Here is a 16,581-nt window from a genome sequence, read left to right as displayed (position 1 = left end):
AATTTAAGTGATATTAATTCTCATTTCCATGAAAGCAATCGTAAAACTCGATATAAAATAAATTCCAACGGCAAGAGGGCACGTAGATTAAGCCACTTCAAATAATTGACTGTTTAGTAAGTAAACTTACCTTGAATAATTGGATATCACTAACTAGCCTTTTACATAAATATAACAAAATTTAACAAATTCGCCGTTTTTGAATCTTTCATGGAAACCTCCAACGCTTTTGAACCGTATTAGTTCTTGGGTTTATATGAGGTCAGTAGCCTGCTCACAGGCTAGTTCCATGTGAGTTGTAGATTGAGATTCAGCCTTTTCATGTGTAGCCGGAATAACAATGAATGTTGTCCAGTTCGCAACGACATTTAGGTCGCAAGTATCCAATTAGGAAGGACAAGGAGAGATCTTTTGAAAAGATTACTGGTTAGGCTAGCGTGGCTTTTGAAGAGTTTTGTTGTGCTTTTAGTTTCGCCTTTAGTGCACGCTAGCAGTGATTACAACATGACTCAAGGCGTCACTGAGATCAGTGGTAAGGTGTATGAACTTCATATGCTGATCTTCTACATCTGTTGTGCGATTGCCTTTGTTGTTTTTGGTGTGATGTTTTATTCGATTTTGAGGCACAGGAAATCGAAGGGCGCAGTTGCTGCCCATTTTCACGAAAGCACGAAAGTCGAAATTCTTTGGACCATCATCCCTATCATCATTCTCATCGCTATGGCGATACCCGCCACCAAAACCTTAATAGCGATGGAAGATACCTCCCAATCAGATCTGACCGTTAAAATCACCGGGTCACAATGGAAATGGCATTACAGCTATTTTGGTGAAGACGTCGAATTTTTCAGCCTTCTAGCGACCAGTGACAAAGAGATTGAAGGCCTCGAAGTGAAAGGCGCGCATTACCTGCTAGAAGTTGATAAGCCGCTGGTACTGCCTGTTGACCGTAAAGTCCGTTTCTTGATGACTTCCGATGATGTGATTCACTCATGGTGGGTGCCAGCATTCGCCGTTAAGAAAGATACCATTCCGGGCTTTATTAATGAGGCTTGGACTAAGATAGATGAGCCTGGTGTTTACCGAGGGCAGTGTGCAGAGTTGTGTGGTCGTGCCCATGGTTTCATGCCGATCGTGGTGCATGCCATGGAAGAAGATGAGTTTGACGCATGGCTAGCGGAGCAGAAAGAGTTAGCGATAGCCGAACAACAAGCCGCAAAAGATGCATTAGGTGCGTCACTTTCCTTGGCGGAGTTGAATACCATCGGTGAAGAGGTTTACAAAACTCGATGTGCGGTTTGTCACCAAGCAAACGGTGAGGGCATTCCTGGAGCATTCCCTGCCATCAAAGGAAGTCCTATTGCCCTTGGTGATGTGGATGTTCATATCGACACAATTGTTTATGGTCGTGGCGGTACGGCGATGCAAGCATTCGATAATCAGTTAACCGAGAAAGAGATCGCAGCGGTAGTAACTTATCAACGAAACGCTTGGGGTAATGATACCGGCGATATTGTTCAGGCCTCAGATATCAACGCTTATAAGGCGAAGCAAGAAGGCAGTTCTGAAAGCTCAACGGATGATGCACAAAATGATGCTAAGGATCAGTTATGAGTTCACCAATCAATAAGCCGGTGAAATCGGCTCCAGCAGAAGATCAAGTACTGAGCCATTCTGCGGAAGGCACCTTGGGCAATAATGATTTGCCTGTTGATGATCACGATTCACATGCGGCACCTAAAGGCTGGGCTCGTTGGCTGTATTCAACCAATCATAAAGACATTGGTACACTTTATTTGTGGTTCAGCTTTGCAATGTTCTTAACGGGCGGCGCAATGGCGATGGTGATCCGTGCGGAGCTGTTCCAACCGGGTTTGCAACTCGTTGAGCCAGATTTCTTCAATCAGATGACTACAGTCCATGGTTTAATCATGGTATTCGGTGCCGTGATGCCAGCATTTACGGGCTTGGCTAACTGGATGATCCCGATGATGATCGGAGCTCCAGATATGGCGCTGCCGAGAATGAACAACCTCAGTTTCTGGATTCTGCCTTTTGCTTTTCTAATCTTGATCGGATCTTTGTTTACTGAGGGGGGCGGCCCAAGTTTTGGTTGGACCTTCTACGCGCCACTCTCGACAACTTATGGTCCAGACAGTACCGCGCTATTCGTATTCTCAGTTCATATTATGGGGATCAGTTCGATCATGGGGGCGATTAACGTGATCGTAACCATAGTGAACATGCGCGCGCCGGGTATGACTTGGTTCAAGCTGCCGATGTTCGTATGGACATGGTTAATTACCGCTTTCTTACTGATAGCCGTGATGCCCGTGCTCGCGGGTGCGGTGACTATGGTGCTGACCGACAAATACTTTGGGACGAGCTTCTTTGATGCCGCAGGTGGTGGGGACCCGGTGATGTTCCAGCACATATTCTGGTTCTTTGGGCACCCCGAAGTGTACATCATGATCTTGCCGTCTTTTGGTATTGTCTCGGCGATCATTCCTGCATTCAGTGGTAAGCGTCTGTTTGGTTATCACTCGATGGTGTACGCGACCTGTAGTATCGCACTGTTGTCATTCTTGGTTTGGGCGCACCACATGTTCACCACGGGTATGCCAGTATTTGCCGAGTTGTTTTTCATGTATTGCACCATGCTGATTGCGGTGCCGACCGGTGTGAAAGTCTTCAACTGGGTGGCGACCATGTGGCGGGGGGCTTTGACTTTTGAAACTCCAATGCTGTTTGCTATCGCATTTATAGTTCTGTTTACGATTGGTGGGTTATCTGGATTGATGTTGGCAATAGTGCCTGCTGATTTCCAATATCACGATACTTATTTTGTTGTGGCTCACTTCCATTATGTTCTGGTAACCGGTGCCGTGTTCTCGATTATGGCTGCCGCCTATTATTGGCTGCCTAAGTGGACCGGACATATGTACGACCACAAGCTCAGCCTGTGGCATTTCTGGACGTCGGTGATTTCAGTTAATGTACTGTTTTTCCCGATGCACTTTTTAGGGTTAGCGGGTATGCCGCGTCGTATTCCTGATTATGCGATTCAGTTTGCTGACGTTAACCAAGTCGTGTCGATTGGTGGTTTTGCGTTTGGGTTGTCTCAGCTAATTTTCTTATGGCTAGCGATTAAGTGCGTAAGAGGGGGAGAGCCTGCGCCAAGTAAGCCTTGGGATAGAGCTGAAGGTCTTGAATGGACAGTACCAAGCCCTGCGCCTCACCACACCTTTACCCATCCGCCGAAAGTGGATTAGAGGGCAGAACCATGAGTGATAAGCAAAGCGATCCCAATCAAGATAAAAAACAACCTAAGCGCCTGTCTAATAAGCGATCGACCAAAAAGCTGACGGGCTACTTGGTGTTGAGCGTGGTTGCGATGTTTTGCTTCGGTTTCGCTTTGGTGCCGCTCTACGATGTCATGTGTGAGGCCTTAGGCATCAATGGCAAAACTAATACTGTTTCAGCGGTGCAACCTCAGGGAATGCAGCCAGACTACTCTCGTACGGTTCGAGTCGAATTCATGTCCCACATCAAGCCAGATATGCCATGGCAGTTTTCGCCTGAAGTTCGAGTGTTAGAGGTTCATCCTGGTGAGGTGGTTCAAACTAACTACATTGCCAAAAACCTTTCTGGAGCCTCATTGGTTGGCCAAGCCGTACCGTCGGTTTCTCCAGGTATGGGGGCAACCTACTTCAATAAGATGGAATGCTTTTGCTTTAATCAGCAGCCATTGGACGGGCACAAGAGCGCAGAAATGGGTTTGATATTTTACATTGAGCCAGATATTCCAGAATCGATACATACGCTGACGCTCTCTTACACATTATTCAATATCACGAATGAGGTGGGTGCTGCGGCCAATAAATCTGAGCCTAACGTACTCGCAAGTAACTAGGAATTTACAGAACCAGTATCAACATAAGGAGTTGAGCGATGAGTTCTAAAAAGGAAGTGTATTTCGTTCCACATCAAAGTCACTGGCCATTGGTGGGTGCTGTAGCACTGTTTTTGGTCGCGGTTGGCGCTGGCTTGACGGTGCAAAACATGGGTACCGACGCCGCAGGTGGTGTGTTTGGCAAAGCGGTGTTGTTAGTCGGGTTTGCTGTGCTGCTTTACATGCTCGCAGGTTGGTTTAGCAATGTGATCACAGAATCATTGAGTGGTCTCTATTCTGAGCAGATTTCTCGTTCTTTTAGACAAGGAATGAGTTGGTTCATCTTTTCCGAAATCATGTTCTTTGGCGCTTTCTTTGGCGCGCTTTTCTATGCTCGAATGATTTCTGTGCCTTGGATTGGTGGTGCGGGCAATAATGAAATGACCCATGAAGTATTGTGGCCGATGTTCCAATCAATTTGGCCACTAACGACGACTCCTGATGGCGTAACGACACAAGCCATGCCTTGGCAAGGTATCCCGCTTAAGAACACCATTATTCTGCTGCTTTCCTCTGTGACGCTGCACATGGCACATATCAGTCTTGAACAAAATAAGCGTATGGCTTTGATCGTGTGGTTGGAGATAACCATTGTTCTGGCTGGCTTCTTCCTGTTCTTCCAAGTTGAAGAGTATCTTCACGCTTATCAAGAGATGGGGCTGACACTTCAGTCTGGCATCTACGGTAATACCTTCTTTTTGCTTACTGGGTTTCATGGCTTACATGTCTGTTTAGGGACGATCTTTTTGATTGTGTTGCTGGCAAGGGTTGCGAAAGACCACTTCACTCCGAAAGACCACTTTGCGTTCCAAGCGGGCAGTTGGTATTGGCACTTTGTTGATGTGGTTTGGTTGGGCCTGTTTGTGTTTGTTTATGTACTTTAACGATTGAGCCTATAGGGGATTAATAGGGACGAGGGTTGGGAGTTATCACTCCTGATCCCAAAGCAAGTAATAATAGTAGCACGACAACGGCTGACCACATGACACGACGACACAAGAAGTAACTGAGTCTTTTTCCATTGTGTTTACCTGAGGCGATTTGGATTAGGCCTTTCATCAAATTGAAAGCGATAAAAAACAGCAAAGCGACCAATACGACTTTAAATAACAGAACAAAGGTAGATGACGCCATAGTGATAACTCCAAACCGATTGATTGATGATGAACACAAGTTCCGCAGTAAAGGTTTTTGGATAGCGGTTGTTTTAACTGTGGTTTCAGTCGGCGCTTTAATCAAGTTAGGTTTATGGCAACTCGATCGTGGTAACGAGAAATTACGTTATGAACAGCAACTATCAGAAAGAGCGCAGCAATCGTTTAGGTCATTGGACACGGTTATCTCTGAATGGAAGGGCTCGCGTACACAAGCCCAAGGTACATCTGAACAGCAGTTTTTAAATGGTTTGAAGGTTGATGTTGAATTGGAAATACCAAGTGGTTTGGTGGTCTTGTTAGACAATCAGATTAACCAAGGAACGGTGGGGTATGTGATTTACATGTTGGGTGAGGTTCAATCTAAAGAGCAAGGCAACCAGCTTTTACACGAAAAGCAGTTATTGATCGATCTTGGGTTTGTTCCGGCAAGTAATGACAGAAGAGAACTACCGCAATTAGGAAGTATCACTGTACCAACCAAAATGTCAGGGCGCTTGTATACACGCTCAATTAATCCTTTAAGTCATGAGTTGGGTTTAGAAAATACGACACCGAATAGAATCCAAAACCTAAACATAGCAGCGTTATCACAGTATACAGGACAAGAAGTGCTGCCCTTTGTCTTCCAACCTCAGAGTTTAGATTCATGGCCCTATGAAATGTTATGGCGTCCAACGGCGATGAGGTCTGAGAAGCATTTTGGTTACTCATTTCAATGGTTTGTTATGGCTGCGGTACTTTTGTTTTTGATGTTGTTGATTGGCTATCGGTACCTAAAAGCAACACCTATCACGAGGAATAAGGATGGATAAATCTCAAGCACAAGTGAACAGGGAAATTACCGAGGCAAACATGGCTGAGCTCAGAAGCCGTCGTACTAAAGGACGCTTGGTATTAATCGGACTCGTTTTAATTTTCGCTTTGCCAGCCATTATCGCCAAAACTGTGTTGGATCAGAATTGGTATACGTCAGGTGTCACTAACTCAGGCGAATTGGTAGAACCAAGAATTACACTAGCGGATTTCGGCGTAACGGTACCCATGGCAGGAGAGGGTTGGGTTGTGGGTTATATCGCTCCCACAGAGTGTGAAAGCTTATGCGAACAACAACTCCATTATTTGAATCAAAGTTACTTGGCGCTAGGGAAAAACAAAGAGCGAGTTACCGCCGTTGTTTTCGTCTCAGAAGGTAACTCGTTGTCGGGTTCGCTCAACAAGCCTGATTTATCTTTGTTAGCAGGTGGTGATCAATTAAGTACTGAGTTTGCACCCGCTTCCATTGTCATAATTGACCCACTCGGGCAATTGGTTATGGAATACAAAAGTGTTTCTGATCCTTCGCAGCTAGTCAGCCAATCTAAAGGCTTGATTCATGATCTAAGAAAGCTGCTTAAGCTGTCACGAGTTGGGTAGTTAATCAGCTTAAGTTGATAAGCTTGAGTTAATGAGCTTTAGCAGATTGCGTTAATGCTGAGTGTTGTTAGTGCAAAGGGAATAAGTATAGGGAGATAAACGATGCAGAATAAAGCCCCTGATTTACTCATGCACATGATGAGATTAACTATCTTGTTAACCCTTACCGTGATTGTGCTCGGAGCTTATACACGCCTGTCTGATGCTGGCCTTGGCTGTCCTGACTGGCCGGGTTGTTACGGTAAGATCACCGTTCCGTCTGATGCCCAAGCGGTGAGTCAAGCCAATCTGCAATTTCCAGAGCGAGCTCTTGAAGCAGACAAAGCGTGGATAGAGATGATCCATCGCTACTTTGCAGGAACATTAGGGTTGCTTATCTTTGTCGTTGTAGCTTGGTGTATTAAAAAGAACATCACACCAGTTGGTCTTCCATTACTTATCTCTACCACTGTGATTTTTCAGGCTTTGCTTGGAATGTGGACGGTGACTCTTAAGTTGATGCCCGTTGTGGTTATGGCGCATTTGATGGGGGGTTTCACGTTGCTGTCACTGTTGTGTCTGCTCTACTGCCGTTTGTCTCAATTCCAAAGCCGTTTTGGTGAGGCTTCTTATTCTCCAACACTTAAATTTTGGGCGTTGTTTGGGTTACTCATTGTGGTTGGGCAGATACTGCTTGGTGGTTGGACATCGTCAAACTATGCCGCTTTGGTGTGTACCCAATTGCCTATTTGTGAAGGTAACTGGATGAGCTACCTCGATTTCAAAAATGCGTTCGATTTTGCTCAACACGGACACGATAACTATGAGTTTGGTGTGTTGGAGTATCCCGCGAGGCTTACCATACATGTCATGCACAGGTTCGGGGCTATTGTGGCGACATTAACGGTGCTGATGGTCGTGTACCAGTTATGGAAGTTTGGCCAAGTGCCTCACCAAAAGCTGAGCATGATTGTCGCAATAGTGTTGTTTACTCAAATCAGCCTTGGGATCAGTAATGTATGGTTTCACCTGCCAATCTCAGTTGCGGTTTTGCATAACCTAGTCGCAGTAATGTTGCTCATCAGCATGGTTGTAACCAATTTTGTGGTGTGGCAACGCAAACCGAGTGAGAGCTTGGTGAAGAACAGTGTATTACAAGGAGGTAATCATGGTCAGTAGAACGTCAACACAGTATGAAGTGGTGGCTCAAGAGGCAGCCTTAACTCATAAGATAACAGCCAATAATGACATAACTTTAAGTAACGAAAAGGCTGAAAAAAACAAAGCCACTTGGAAAGTTTATTTAACGCTGACTAAGCCTAAAGTGGTGGCTTTGATGTTGCTGACAGCATTGGTTGGGATGTGTTTGGCCGTGCCGAATGGATTGCCTTTGCAACAAACTTTGTTCGGAATGATTGGGATAGGGTTAATGGCAGGTTCAGCGGCTGCGTTTAACCATTTGATCGATAAAAAGATCGACGGCCAGATGACTCGAACAAATCGACGCCCTTTACCATCCGGTGAGCTGAGTAGTGTGCGTGTGTTTAGCTTTGCAGCAGGTATCGGCTTATTTGGGTTCGCTACGTTAGTGGTGTGGGTCAATCAACTCACGGCTTGGCTAACCTTTGCAAGTTTATTGGGCTATGCGGTCATCTATACCATGTACTTGAAGCGAGCGACGCCACAGAACATCGTAATTGCAGGGATAGCTGGCGCAATGCCACCGTTATTGGGCTGGACGGCAGTCACCAACGAGCTGCATTCAAATGCTTGGTTGTTGGTGATGATCATCTTTATTTGGACGCCTCCTCATTTCTGGGCGTTGGCAATTCATCGTCGTGATGAGTATGCCAAAGTGAACATCCCCATGTTGCCTGTGACTCACGGAATCGAATACACCAAGACGTCTATTCTTCTGTATACCTTTTTGCTTAGCATCGTGTGTATATTGCCTGTATTGGTTGGCATGAGCAGCTGGATATATCTGAGCGCTTCATTGGTGCTCAACGGCGGGTTTGTTTATCACGCTTGGGTACTGAAATATCGTGATGAACCCAATATGGCCATGAAGACCTTTAAGTTCTCCATCTATCATCTCATGATCTTGTTTGTGGCTCTGTTGGCAGACCACTATCTACTTTGATAACCGCATTTCTGCTGTTGCTGAATAAGAAAACGGATGCTCTGGGCATCCGTTTTTGTTTGGTTGATGACTAAAACTCACCCAATACAAAGTAAGTATCTAGCGAGTACTTAGTCCACTTTGTTCCAAGCACTTTGCCAGTGTGAACCGACACCTGGTTCGTACTGAGTTGCTGTTGGAGCCCATTGAACACAGTAGCCAGAGTATGGGAACTCTTTACACTGATAAACGCCACCATCGCTGCTTAGAACCTTTTTTCCTGCTGTGTAAGACTCAATGCTTTCTGGGAACACGAAGTCGTAGTCGCCTGCTGGTGGCGGTGTTTGCTCGTCCATAAGATGAAAATCAAGCGTGTTCTGATCCACTAAGTTACCTTGGTCATCTTTCGTCACAACCACAAGCATGTGGTGGCCAGCTTCAGACTTAGAAAGAGTCAGTTGAACATCTTCAACTTGTCCGTCTGTTAGGTCCGATTTCTGAGAGGCAAGTGCTTCACGGTGATGGTTGTACACGGTAAGCTCAGCTTGGATATCGCCTGTTGCCGCTAACGTAAGATCAAGCTGAGTAGGTTGGCTCTCATCGATAATGTACTCTGATTCTAAGCCCGAGACTTCAAGATCATGCTCGGGTTCTGGAGTATCAATCTTGTAGCCGATTTCGACACTGTTAAAGCCAGAGCCTGCTTTTAGATAAACAGGATTCGTGCCGTAAACGGGTGCGAAATCGCCTTGGTCATTCAATTGACCTGCTTTGATTTGCGTCTGCTCTTGGTTGATCTTAGAAGCAAGCGCGTAAGACCAGTTATTGGCTTTGCCTTGTTCAGAAGTTTCAATCACAAGCTCAGTGCTGTATGAAGCGTTCTCACCAGACTGGTCGAATACACGCGTATAAACAGCGTCACCAACATTCAGGTCTTGTGTCGGGTTGATTTGACCACCTTGATCCCAATCAGGAATGATAGGGCCGTCACCATCAAATTTCACGTCGATAACGTTGTAGAAAGCCGCTGCAGTGTCACCTACATCCCATACCGCAAGGATCACTTGATAACCTTCACGCTCTGGCACATTACACAAGTGACTGACTTGCATCGGTGGCTGTTCCATATTGCCTTCAACAACACAGAATGGCGTTAAGTCAAAAGAGCTGCGAGCCAACGGCTGGTTTGGATTCCAGTCGGGTTGAGTAATGTAATATTTCCAATCGCGAGTCTTGTGGTTAGCTGTGAATGTCCACTCGAAGTATTGAGAACCAGACTTGATAGGGCGTTTAACCCAGCGGTCTGCCTTTTGCTCGTCTAGTGCTGCTGCTAAAGAAGATTGCGCACTGGCGATTCTCCCATCAGCAGGGCCAACTTCTGGGAAGCCTTCAGGGCCTTCTACACTTTGTGGTTCGTATTGGATACCACCACAGTTGGTGTTTTTCTCTTGCGTATCACTCGCAGGGAACTTACATAGGGCAACACGGCTCTCAGCTACGCCATTGTTGTATGCCGAGACATAACCGTGACCGAAGCTTGCACCGCTTACGCTAAGAAGCGATAGCGCGATGAGTGATTTTTTTTGGAGTTGTTTCATTATTTGTCCTTACTGTATTTGGCCGACAAAAAAGAGAACACCCCGGCATGCATTTACACTTAAATTCTATTAAGTGGCGGCCCCGCTATCATAGACAGAATATTTGTCGACAGACCGGTGGCTTTGCGTCTTATTCTTTCAAATAGTTTGCCAGAAGTGCGTTTGAGCAATCGAAATGTAGCCAACCAGTTTTATAAATGCGAATCAATCGATTGAAATGTGGAATGCCAATCTCGAACTTTTAATTCTTGATACAAATTAACTTGCTATATGTTTAGTTCGTTAACGTATAAATTATTGATATAAATAAAGAAAGCATTTGCTCTAATCGTTTTAGTGAATGAATTTGGGTTGTTTCGCTTCGCTCTGTACAACAATTGTGCGCATATCAAAACCAAACCTTTGGTTTCCACTAACCGAACCCTGACACGCTATGTATGAAAAAACGGACAATTGATTGGTATGAATTATATAAAGGAGTCGGTATGGAATTCACAGAACTAGACAGAGACGCGTTGTATCAAACGTGGATGTCACAAAAATCGAGAATGCGAATTACGCAGATGGAGTTTTCAAAAAAGCTAGGCATGAACCAGCTTGATTTCTCAAGAGTGCTAAGAGGGGAGACGCCATTAACCATGTCTTTCATTAGTCACTTTTGTCGTTTACTTCATTTGGAACCAAGGAATGTATTCCCTTCGCTAAAAGAGGGTAATGAATCGGGCCCTAAAGTGGTCTACCTGAAAAGTAGAATGAGTGTTGATGGTGAGATCCAAAATGCTTATATTGAAGGAAATCAGGTAATTGTAGAGTACGCACACACTGTTCAACATGACTAATTTTAGAGTTAGCTCTGATTTTTAACCCCCTTTTTCTACAACCTTTTCACATAGGGTATGTCATACTTAATTAGATTCCTTAATTTTGACTAAGTGCGTTATGAACCCTTTAAAAGTCCTTTTGCTTGTTGCAACCAGCATTTTCTTGCTTGGTTGTGCAGGCGGCCCAATTAGAACCGCTACTAAATTTACCAGCTACGAAGATTTTCAGGCTGGGCCTGACGGAGGCGTCGACTTGGTTTGGGCAAGGGTTGGGCTACGTGACGCGCAGCGTTTGAAATCCAAGTTAGATGACTACGATTCTGTAGTGATCGACCAAATTTTTGTTTTAGCAGAAGAAGGTTCGTTGGATCAGGAAGAGATTCAGGAACTCACTGAGCACATGGTTGCGCGCTTGGAAGATAAAATATCGCCTCATAAAACGATTGTCGATGAACCGACAGGAAAAACGCTCCGCTTGAGTATCGCTCTGAGTAACGTTGAAACGCCCAATCCGATCTTAGCTGTAACGAGCAGCGTTCTGCCGTTTGGCCTTGCGATGTCAACCATATCTAAGGTCACGACTGGTGAGCACACCAATGTTGGGAGTGCGAGTGTAGAGTTATTGGTCAGTGATGCTCAAGAGGGCACACCACTGTTTGCAGCCATCGACCGTGAAGCGGGTAACAAAGATTTTTCAACCATGATTGATTCGCTGGATGATGCCAAAGACGCGATCAACTATTGGGTTGAACGTTTAGGTGATACTCTACACAACATAGATGACGCATAGTAAAGACCGAATAATGCTAGAGAAAGAGAACCTGATTAAGTTGGCTCGAATGCAGATGCCATTTGGAAAGTACGCGGGTCGTACACTGATTGACTTACCTGAAGAATATTTGCTGTGGTTTGATAAAAAGGGATTCCCGTCTGGTGAACTCGGCGATTTATTGAAACTGTGCCTTGCTCTGAAAATTGAAGGGCTTGATAGTGTCGTCAAGCCATTGAAAAGAATGTAATTAAATAAAAGCTCACGCTGATCACGTGAGCTTTTTTGTTTTTGAGTTCGACACAATTTTACATGCATGATGTAGCTTGAAGAATGGCTCTTCTTACCTTGCTATAAAATACGCAATCGATAGCGTGTAAATAATGGTATACAGGGTGTTTTAAATATAAAACACAAAAAAAATTGCGTTTATTTTTAATTAGTGATTGAAACTAGAGTTTTTACTAGTTAAGTTACAGGGAACAAGAAGATTAGTGCTGATAGAAAGTGACGTGAGACAACGTACATTCAGCTCAAGGATAGAAAAAAGGAAGAAGTAAGCAATGTTCCAGACTGATGATGTAAGAATTAACAAAGTAAAAGAGTTATTACCCCCTGTTGCTGTTTTAGAAAAGTTTCCAGCGACAGAAGTTGCTTCTTCTACAACCTTTGAAAGCCGCAAAGCGATCCACAATATTTTAGAAGAGAGCGATGATCGCTTGCTTGTTATTGTCGGCCCATGTTCTATTCATGACACAGAAGCTGCTCTTGAGTACGGTAAACGTTTGAAAGTGTTGCGCGACGAACTGGGTGATAACCTTGAAATCGTAATGCGTGTTTACTTTGAAAAACCACGTACAACTGTTGGTTGGAAAGGTCTAATAAATGACCCGTACATGAACGATACGTTCAAGCTAAATGATGGCCTTCGTCTAGGACGTAAGCTACTGCTGGACCTAACTGACATGGGCATGCCAACGGCAAGCGAATTCCTAGACATGATCACGCCTCAATACGTTGCTGACCTAATCAGCTGGGGTGCAATCGGCGCACGTACTACAGAATCTCAAGTTCACCGCGAACTGGCTTCTGGCCTATCTTGCCCAGTTGGATTTAAGAATGGTACTGATGGCAACATCAAGATTGCAACAGATGCTATTCGCTCTGCTAGCGCTTCTCACCACTTCTTATCAGTAACTAAGTACGGTCACTCAGCTATCGTTGAAACAGCAGGTAACCCTGATTGTCATATCATCCTACGTGGTGGCAAAGAGCCAAATTACAGCGCAGAACACGTTGGTAAGATTAAAGAAGAGCTAGCAGCTTCTGGTCTTCCACAAAAAGTGATGATCGATTTCAGCCACGCAAACAGCTCTAAGCAGTTTAAGCGTCAAATGAACGTATCTGATGACGTAAGCGCACAAATTTCTGGTGGCGACAAAGCTATCTTTGGTGTGATGATTGAATCTCATCTTGTTGAAGGTCGCCAAGACCTGGTTGAGGGCAAAGCTGCAACGTACGGCCAATCTGTTACTGATGCGTGTATTGGTTGGGAAGACACTGAAACAGTACTTCGCCAGCTGGCAGACGCTGTTGAAGCTCGTCGTAACAAATAGACTAATTACAGTCAGCGATTAAGCTACTGAAAATTCAAAGCCCTTAGTTAGCAACAGCTAATAAGGGCTTTTTTGTGGATCTTAGTTGAAAACTGGAAGTGTCTGTATTCTTAAATGAGAAAAGACAGTAACTCGTCGACTTTAAGTGACAGTAAAGCTTTATCTTGTTTGGTTTCAACGTTAAGGCGTATTAATGGCTCGGTATTGGACTTTCTTAAGTTGAAGCGCCATGAGCCCATATTCATGCTGATTCCGTCTGTGTGATCGATCTCAACGGCATGATCTTGGTAGTGCGATAACACGCAAGCCATGACCTGCTCTGGGTCTGAGACTCTTCGATTGATCTCCCCGGAAGAGGGGAATCTATCTATACTAGTACTCGTTAATTGGTGAAGAGATTGTTGAGTTTTCGACATCAGCTCGATAACCAATAGCCAAGGAATCATGCCTGAATCGCAATATCCAAAATCACGAAAATAATGGTGTGCGCTCATTTCGCCCCCATAGACGGCATTCGTTTCACGCATCTTCTCTTTGATCAGTGCGTGTCCTGCTTTAATTCCAATCGCTTTTCCACCATGCGTTTTTGCGATTTCAATTGTGTTCCAGGTCATGCGCATATCGTGCAATACAGTCGTGTTAGGCTGTTTGACCAAGAATGCTTCAGCAAGCAACCCTACAATGTAATAACCCTCGATGTAATTGCCTTGCTCATCAAAGAAAAAGCATCGGTCGAAGTCTCCATCCCAAGCAATTCCAAGGTTGGCAGAATGCTCTAAAACGGCATCTCGAGTGGCTGCTTGGTTCTCTCTAATCAAAGGGTTTGGAATACCATTTGGGAAGTTTCCATCAGGGTTATGATGAACTTTGATGAAGGTGATAGGGACACCGAGTTCGTTAAATTTATTATCTAAAGCATCAATGATATGTCCTGCAACACCGTTCCCAGCATTAACCACAATCTTCATCGGTGACAGCTTTGATGGGGTTATGTACGAGAGTAGGTGCTCGACGTACGGAGCAAGAATACTGTTCGATCTACTAGAGTTACTTGGTTGTGCATGAACGAACGGTAAATTGCAGTTCAGCTCTTGATTAAGTTCTTCAATGCGTCGTTTGATTTCATCTAAACCACTGTTTTTACTGATAGGGCTAGCGTCTACACCGACCATTTTCATGCCGTTGTAATTGATTGGGTTGTGGCTGGCTGTGATTTGTATTCCGCCAATCGCTTTTAGGTAACGAGTCGCAAAGTAGACCTCTTCAGTGCCAGTCATACCTAGATCAATGACGGTAATCCCTGACTCGATTAAGCCTTTGGTCATGGCTTCTTGTAATGACAGGGAGGTTTTGCGGTTATCACGACCAATCACTACCTGCGCCAAACCATCGAGTGAGGTTTCAGGCTTAGCGGATAGGACGTATTCGCCAAATGCCTTACCGAGCAGGTAGGCGAGTGGCTCATTGATTTGTTTACCAATGACGCCGCGGATATCGTTGTTCTTAAAGCAGTTTAGGTCTAATGTTGGTTTCATCGATTTGTCGCTGCTTTATTTCGTTTGGTTGTGCTTTGATGAGTGGACTTGTTGCTTGCGCACGTCTCGCCTATAACTGTCTTGATATCGAATGATGTCGCCTTCACTTAAATGACTGCCTGTTTGTACTTCAATCATCTCGAGTGGGAGATCCCCTGGGTTCTCTAGGCTGTGAATATGACCTAAAGGGATGTAAGTGGATTGATCTTCTTCAACCAGATAGGTTTTCTCATTGTTGGTCACTTTCGCAGTACCCGCCACGACTACCCAATGTTCCGCTCTATGGTGGTGCATTTGTAACGACAACTTGTGACCGGGTTTAACGGTGATACGTTTAACTTTGTCGCGCTTGCCTAGGTCGATAACATCGTATTTACCCCAAGGTCTAAACACCTCACGATGATGCACATGTTCTGTGCGACCCGCTTGATTTAGTTGACTGACAATCGATTTAACACCCTGAACCTTGTCTTTATTTGCAACCAATATAGCGTCTTTGGTTTCGACAATAATCAGGTTGTCGACACCTACCGTCGCAACCAGCTTATTTTCAGCATGGATGTAGTTGTGTTGAGAGTCGACGGTTAACACATCACCTTCAATGACGTTATTGTGCTGATCTTTTTCGCTTACATCCCAGATCACGGACCATGAGCCAATATCGTTCCAGCCGACATCCATCGGGATCACCGCGGCGTGCGAGGTCTTTTCCATCACGGCGTAATCGATTGAATCACTTGGACTGCTTTTGAATGCTTCAGCGTCTATACGGATAAAGTCGAGGTCGGTATTTTGCGTTGCAAGAGCGAGTTTACTAGCCGCTACTATCTCAGGGTGGTGTTCGGCGAGTTCTTCAACATAGCGTGATGCCTTAAACATGAACATGCCACTGTTCCATAAGTATTGTCCTGAGCGGATGTACTCTTCTGCTGTTGCTGTGTCTGGCTTTTCTACAAAGCATTCTATGGCGAAGGCGTGATTGATTGGCTGCTCTGTTCCATTAGTATCAGTTTGAGCACTGGAGGAAAGAGGCTCTCCCTGCTTGATATAGCCATAGCCAGTCTCTGGGGAGCTAGGTGTTATACCGAATGTCACCAGCTTGCCTTGTTTTGCATAATCAACACCACGACTAATCGCTTGTTGGAATTCAGAGGTTTTCGCGATGTGATGATCAGCAGCCAGCACTAACAAGATAGGGTCGGATGCGCTTTGTTCATTAAGCGGTGGTTTACTTAAAGCCTTTAGGGCGGCAAGCGCAATGGCTGGGGCTGTATTTCTACCGACTGGCTCTAGCAGAATACCACTATGTTGAATGTTAGCTGATCGAGCTTGTTCAGCGGCAATAAAGCGATGCTCTTCATTACAGATAATGAATGGGGCATCGCATTTACTATCCATCAAGTGCTCTTCAAGGCCTTGCAGGCGTTGAAGTGTGTGCTGAAGCATTGACTGGTCGCCGGCAATATTGAGAAATTGCTTAGGGTAAAGCTCGCGAGACAGTGGCCAGAGACGACTTCCGGAGCCGCCGGCTAGAATGACAGGTAAAATCATAGCGTGGTAATTAGGTGCATTAGAATACTGCCATCATATTACCACGCTTCACGCTTATTACTTATCGA

Annotated in this window: 16 protein-coding genes and 1 riboswitch; of the genes, 12 read left to right on the top strand and 4 right to left on the bottom strand. The window is 44.9% G+C overall.

Features of this window, described 5'->3' with window-relative positions; all coding sequences use genetic code 11:
• Nucleotides 1–411 precede the first annotated feature (411 nt).
• The 4 genes from coxB to AB6E54_RS03885 are packed head-to-tail and all read left to right on the top strand — an operon-like array spanning nucleotide 412 to nucleotide 4,836.
• Complete coding sequence (gene coxB / locus AB6E54_RS03900; RefSeq protein ID WP_102332015.1) at nucleotides 412–1,614, top strand: cytochrome c oxidase subunit II; 1,203 nt, start codon at nucleotides 412–414, stop codon at nucleotides 1,612–1,614.
• Nucleotides 1,611–3,272 carry a cytochrome c oxidase subunit I gene (ctaD, locus tag AB6E54_RS03895; protein ID WP_017061756.1) on the top strand — a complete coding sequence of 554 codons (1,662 nt, stop codon included), beginning with the start codon at nucleotides 1,611–1,613 and terminating at the stop codon, nucleotides 3,270–3,272. Before coxB ends, ctaD begins: the two co-directional genes overlap by 4 nt.
• An 11-nt stretch (nucleotides 3,273–3,283) precedes the next feature.
• A complete protein-coding gene (locus tag AB6E54_RS03890) occupies nucleotides 3,284–3,913 on the top strand; it encodes a cytochrome c oxidase assembly protein (protein ID WP_017064839.1) in 630 nt (209 codons plus the stop codon).
• Between the two features lie 38 nt (nucleotides 3,914–3,951).
• Nucleotides 3,952–4,836: a cytochrome c oxidase subunit 3 gene (locus AB6E54_RS03885; RefSeq protein WP_009845661.1), complete on the top strand. Its 885-nt coding sequence runs from the start codon at nucleotides 3,952–3,954 to the stop codon at nucleotides 4,834–4,836.
• Between the two features lie 19 nt (nucleotides 4,837–4,855).
• Here AB6E54_RS03885 and AB6E54_RS03880 read toward each other — a convergent pair whose 3' ends face one another.
• Nucleotides 4,856–5,086, bottom strand: a complete 231-nt coding sequence (locus tag AB6E54_RS03880) for a DUF2909 family protein (protein WP_372107153.1) — start codon at nucleotides 5,084–5,086, stop codon at nucleotides 4,856–4,858.
• A 1-nt stretch (nucleotide 5,087) separates the two neighbouring features.
• Between AB6E54_RS03880 and AB6E54_RS03875 the strand changes: the two genes are divergently transcribed.
• From AB6E54_RS03875 to cyoE, 4 genes are all read left to right on the top strand, one after another.
• Nucleotides 5,088–5,921, top strand: coding sequence for an SURF1 family protein (locus tag AB6E54_RS03875; RefSeq protein WP_367613547.1), 834 nt, complete (start codon nucleotides 5,088–5,090; stop codon nucleotides 5,919–5,921).
• The gene (locus AB6E54_RS03870) at nucleotides 5,914–6,522 is read left to right on the top strand and encodes a hypothetical protein (protein WP_372100062.1); all 609 of its coding nucleotides are present in this window, start codon (nucleotides 5,914–5,916) and stop codon (nucleotides 6,520–6,522) included. Before AB6E54_RS03875 ends, AB6E54_RS03870 begins: the two co-directional genes overlap by 8 nt.
• A 102-nt stretch (nucleotides 6,523–6,624) precedes the next feature.
• A complete protein-coding gene (locus AB6E54_RS03865; RefSeq protein WP_372107155.1) occupies nucleotides 6,625–7,680 on the top strand; it encodes a heme A synthase in 1,056 nt (351 codons plus the stop codon).
• On the top strand, nucleotides 7,670–8,644 hold the full coding sequence (gene cyoE, locus AB6E54_RS03860; RefSeq protein ID WP_372107156.1) for a heme o synthase: 975 nt from the start codon (nucleotides 7,670–7,672) through the stop codon (nucleotides 8,642–8,644). The genes AB6E54_RS03865 and cyoE overlap by 11 nt, the downstream gene beginning before the upstream one ends.
• A gap of 110 nt (nucleotides 8,645–8,754) precedes the next feature.
• Here the strand turns inward: cyoE and gbpA are convergent, their stop codons facing one another.
• Nucleotides 8,755–10,221, bottom strand: coding sequence for an N-acetylglucosamine-binding protein GbpA (gbpA, locus tag AB6E54_RS03855; RefSeq protein ID WP_372107158.1), 1,467 nt, complete (start codon nucleotides 10,219–10,221; stop codon nucleotides 8,755–8,757).
• 72 nt (nucleotides 10,222–10,293) lie between these two features.
• Nucleotides 10,294–10,383, bottom strand: a riboswitch (cyclic di-GMP riboswitch).
• A 323-nt stretch (nucleotides 10,384–10,706) separates the two neighbouring features.
• Here gbpA and AB6E54_RS03850 point away from each other — a divergent pair.
• From AB6E54_RS03850 to aroG, 4 genes are all read left to right on the top strand, one after another.
• Complete coding sequence (locus AB6E54_RS03850; RefSeq protein WP_017061749.1) at nucleotides 10,707–11,060, top strand: hypothetical protein; 354 nt, start codon at nucleotides 10,707–10,709, stop codon at nucleotides 11,058–11,060.
• A 100-nt stretch (nucleotides 11,061–11,160) separates the two neighbouring features.
• Nucleotides 11,161–11,832, top strand: coding sequence for a DUF3313 domain-containing protein (locus tag AB6E54_RS03845; RefSeq protein ID WP_102332021.1), 672 nt, complete (start codon nucleotides 11,161–11,163; stop codon nucleotides 11,830–11,832).
• Nucleotides 11,833–11,845: 13 nt separating this feature from the next.
• Nucleotides 11,846–12,061, top strand: a complete 216-nt coding sequence (locus AB6E54_RS03840; protein ID WP_004730103.1) for a DUF3820 family protein — start codon at nucleotides 11,846–11,848, stop codon at nucleotides 12,059–12,061.
• 313 nt (nucleotides 12,062–12,374) lie between these two features.
• Complete coding sequence (gene aroG / locus AB6E54_RS03835; protein WP_017061746.1) at nucleotides 12,375–13,427, top strand: 3-deoxy-7-phosphoheptulonate synthase AroG; 1,053 nt, start codon at nucleotides 12,375–12,377, stop codon at nucleotides 13,425–13,427.
• Between the two features lie 110 nt (nucleotides 13,428–13,537).
• Here aroG and AB6E54_RS03830 read toward each other — a convergent pair whose 3' ends face one another.
• Together AB6E54_RS03830 and AB6E54_RS03825 are read right to left on the bottom strand one after the other, a co-directional pair.
• Nucleotides 13,538–14,962, bottom strand: a complete 1,425-nt coding sequence (locus tag AB6E54_RS03830; RefSeq protein WP_102332022.1) for a phosphomannomutase CpsG — start codon at nucleotides 14,960–14,962, stop codon at nucleotides 13,538–13,540.
• A 15-nt stretch (nucleotides 14,963–14,977) separates the two neighbouring features.
• Nucleotides 14,978–16,513: a mannose-1-phosphate guanylyltransferase/mannose-6-phosphate isomerase gene (locus AB6E54_RS03825; protein ID WP_372107159.1), complete on the bottom strand. Its 1,536-nt coding sequence runs from the start codon at nucleotides 16,511–16,513 to the stop codon at nucleotides 14,978–14,980.
• Between the last annotated feature and the right edge of the window lie 68 nt (nucleotides 16,514–16,581).

This window comes from Vibrio sp. 10N.247.311.49, assembly GCF_041467655.1.
Taxonomy (GTDB): Bacteria; Pseudomonadota; Gammaproteobacteria; order Enterobacterales; family Vibrionaceae; genus Vibrio; species Vibrio crassostreae_C.
Note: the sequence above shows the minus strand (reverse complement) of the source record. Positions and strands in the feature narration are given on the sequence as shown.

What these genes read in the sequence shown, in the direction of transcription:
- AB6E54_RS03845 (WP_102332021.1), top strand. Translation starts at nt 11,161, where the DNA reads ATGAACCCTTTAAAAGTCCTTTTGCTTGTTGCAACCAGCATTTTCTTG.
- AB6E54_RS03885 (WP_009845661.1), top strand. Translation starts at nt 3,952, where the DNA reads ATGAGTTCTAAAAAGGAAGTGTATTTCGTTCCACATCAAAGTCACTGG.
- AB6E54_RS03840 (WP_004730103.1), top strand. Translation starts at nt 11,846, where the DNA reads ATGCTAGAGAAAGAGAACCTGATTAAGTTGGCTCGAATGCAGATGCCA.
- aroG (WP_017061746.1), top strand. Translation starts at nt 12,375, where the DNA reads ATGTTCCAGACTGATGATGTAAGAATTAACAAAGTAAAAGAGTTATTA.
- AB6E54_RS03880 (WP_372107153.1), bottom strand. Translation starts at nt 5,086, where the DNA reads ATGGCGTCATCTACCTTTGTTCTGTTATTTAAAGTCGTATTGGTCGCT.
- AB6E54_RS03825 (WP_372107159.1), bottom strand. Translation starts at nt 16,513, where the DNA reads ATGATTTTACCTGTCATTCTAGCCGGCGGCTCCGGAAGTCGTCTCTGG.
- AB6E54_RS03890 (WP_017064839.1), top strand. Translation starts at nt 3,284, where the DNA reads ATGAGTGATAAGCAAAGCGATCCCAATCAAGATAAAAAACAACCTAAG.
- AB6E54_RS03830 (WP_102332022.1), bottom strand. Translation starts at nt 14,962, where the DNA reads ATGAAACCAACATTAGACCTAAACTGCTTTAAGAACAACGATATCCGC.
- cyoE (WP_372107156.1), top strand. Translation starts at nt 7,670, where the DNA reads ATGGTCAGTAGAACGTCAACACAGTATGAAGTGGTGGCTCAAGAGGCA.
- AB6E54_RS03870 (WP_372100062.1), top strand. Translation starts at nt 5,914, where the DNA reads ATGGATAAATCTCAAGCACAAGTGAACAGGGAAATTACCGAGGCAAAC.
- ctaD (WP_017061756.1), top strand. Translation starts at nt 1,611, where the DNA reads ATGAGTTCACCAATCAATAAGCCGGTGAAATCGGCTCCAGCAGAAGAT.
- gbpA (WP_372107158.1), bottom strand. Translation starts at nt 10,221, where the DNA reads ATGAAACAACTCCAAAAAAAATCACTCATCGCGCTATCGCTTCTTAGC.
- AB6E54_RS03850 (WP_017061749.1), top strand. Translation starts at nt 10,707, where the DNA reads ATGGAATTCACAGAACTAGACAGAGACGCGTTGTATCAAACGTGGATG.
- AB6E54_RS03865 (WP_372107155.1), top strand. Translation starts at nt 6,625, where the DNA reads ATGCAGAATAAAGCCCCTGATTTACTCATGCACATGATGAGATTAACT.